The sequence below is a fragment of the Mesorhizobium sp. genome, from assembly GCF_024509055.1.
Lineage (GTDB): Bacteria > Pseudomonadota > Alphaproteobacteria > Rhizobiales > Rhizobiaceae > Mesorhizobium.
Window position 1 is genome coordinate 1 of the sequence record NZ_JANINM010000244.1, and the last position, 2,643, is coordinate 2,643.

General features: G+C 65.4%; 1 protein-coding gene. It reads left to right on the plus strand.

Annotated elements, in window-relative coordinates:
• Positions 1-148: 148 nt before the first annotated feature.
• Positions 149-2,560 carry a glucan 1,4-alpha-glucosidase gene (locus tag Q0L57_RS12150; RefSeq protein ID WP_296742943.1) on the plus strand — a complete coding sequence of 804 codons (2,412 nt, stop codon included), beginning with the start codon at positions 149-151 and terminating at the stop codon, positions 2,558-2,560.
• Positions 2,561-2,643 lie beyond the last annotated feature (83 nt).

A 2,643-nucleotide genomic window follows, 5' to 3' on the forward strand; every position in this document is an offset into this window, starting at 1 on the left:
TTCCCTGTTTTTTATCTATTGTCAGACAAATTCAGAGGAACCGCAAGCTGTCAACTGCAAAGCTGCAAACAGCTCCGATCAACTTGCGGTGCGGCGATTGAAATGCCTTCCGCTCCTGGTTTAGGAACGGCGGCAGGAGAGAGGTTGCATGGCAGTCACGCCGACCGTTGCCCAAGGCGCGCCGGGAATCCCTGCACGTTGGACGTCGAGCGCCAAGAGCGGCGTCGGCACCGCGCTCTCGGCCAGGAGCCCGCTGTGGTTCACCATCAGCCACGGCATATTGAACGAGATCTACTATCCGCGCCTCGACAGCGCTTGCACGCGCGACATGGGCCTGATCGTCACCGGCGCGGGTGGTTACTTCTCGGAAGAGAAGCGAGACGCCTCCCACGCCATTGCGCCTTTCGAGGACGGCGTCCCGGGCTATACGCTGTCCAACACCGCGGTGGACGGCTCATACCGCATCGAGAAGCGCATCGTTACGGACCCGAAGCGCCCTGTCCTTTTGCAGGAAGTGACCTTCGTCCCGCTCAAGGGCGCGGGTCATCGTGTCTACGCGCTGCTCGCGCCGCATCTCGTCAACGCCGGCATGGGCAACACCGCCTGGGTCGGCGAGCACAAGGGCCAGCGTATGCTTTACGCGTCCGGGCGTGGCGTCTGGATCGCGGTTGCCTCTTCGCTGCCCTGGGGCGCCTGCTCGGCGGGCTATGTCGGCTTCTCCGACGGCTGGCGGCAATTGCACGATGGCGGTGAACTCGACCCCAACTGCCGGCGCGCGGAGGACGGAAATGTCGCTCTCACCGGCGAGATCGGTTTTTCGGCCGACAGCAACACCGCCTTGCTGGCGGTCGGCTTCGGCGCCTCGCCGGAAGAGGCTGCGGACCTCGCGCAGGCCAGCCTCAGCCAGGGCTTTGAGGCGGCGGCGACGGCCTATGCCGAGAACTGGCGGAAATTCCAGCGCGGGCTTGAGAAGCTCGATCGACAAGCGCCCTCGGGACTGGACACCTATCGCGTCAGCACCGCAGTCCTGGCCACGCACCTCTCGATTGCCAGGCCCGGCGCGGCGGTGGCGAGCCTGTCGATCCCCTGGGGTTTCAACAAGGGTGACGACGATCTCGGCGGCTACCATCTGGTCTGGCCGCGCGACCTGGTCGAGACGGCCGGCGGCTTCCTCGCCGCCGGCGACGGCAGGCAGGCGCTGCAGATCCTGACCTATCTGCGCTCGATCCAGCAGCCGGATGGCCACTGGCCGCAGAACGTGTGGTCCGACGGCACGCCCTACTGGCCCGGCATCCAGATGGACGAATGCGCCTTTCCGCTGCTGCTTGCCGACGCCTTGCGGCGCGCCGGCCATCTGCCGCGCGCCAGGCTGGCCGACTTCGTGCAGATGATCGAGAGCGCGGCTTCCTACGTCGTGCGCAACGGTCCCGTCACCGGCGAGGACCGCTGGGAAGAAGATGCCGGCTACAGCCCGTTCACGCTGGCAGTCGAGATCGCGGCCCTTCTCGCGGGCGCCGACTTGCTTGATGCCTTCGATAAACATGAGCCGGCAAAATATCTGCGCGAAACGGCCGATTGCTGGAACGACCAGATCGAGCGTTGGACCTATGTCACGGGCACCGACCTCTGCACCCGCCAGGACGTCGACGGCTATTACGTTCGCATCGCCCCACCCGACGATGCCGGGGCGGCCTCGCCGAAGGACGGCTTCGTGCCGATCAAGAACCGCCCACCGGCCGATACCGACAGGCCAGCCGAAGCCATCATCAGCCCGGATGCGCTGGCGCTGGTGCGGTTTGGCCTCAGGGCGGCGGACGACCCACGCATCCTGAACACGATAAAGGCCATCGACGCGCTGTTGCGTTGCGACCTGCCGCAGGGCCCGGTCTGGTACCGCTACACCGGCGACGGCTATGGCGAGCATGAAGACGGCTCGCCCTTCGACGGCACCGGCCGGGGACGGCCGTGGCCGCTGCTCACCGGCGAACGCGCGCACTATGAACTGGCAGCCGGGAGACCGGAACGGGCCGCCGAACTGCTTGAAACCTTCGAGCGCTCGGCGGGTGTCGGCGGGCTTCTGCCGGAACAGGTCTGGGACGGCGATGCCATGCCGGATCGCGAACTGTCGCTTGGCGCGCCCTCCGGCAGCGCCATGCCGCTGGTCTGGGCGCATGCCGAACACATCAAGCTCTTGCGCTCTCTCCGCGACGGAACCGTCTTCGACATGCCTCCGCAGGGCGTCGAGCGTTATGTCAGAGGCAAGACCGTCTCGCCCATCAGGATCTGGCGGTTCAACAACAAGATCCGTTCCATTCCCGCCGGCAAGATGCTGCGCGTCGAGCTTGCGGCGCCGGGCGTGGTGCACTGGAGCAGCGACAAATGGCTGACCGTGCGGGACGACAAGACGACCGGGAACGCCTTCGGCGTCCATCTCGTTGACCTGCCCGTTAACCGCCTGAAGCCGGGATCCACGATCGTTTTCACTTTTTTCTGGCCCGAAGCGATGCGTTGGGAGAATGTCGACTTCACCGTCGGCATCGACGCGCCGGACAGCCAGTAGGATTTCTTCTTTCCTCCAACGACTGGGATGACACCATGCAGATCGGAATGATGGGACTGGGCAGGATGGGCGCCAACATGGTG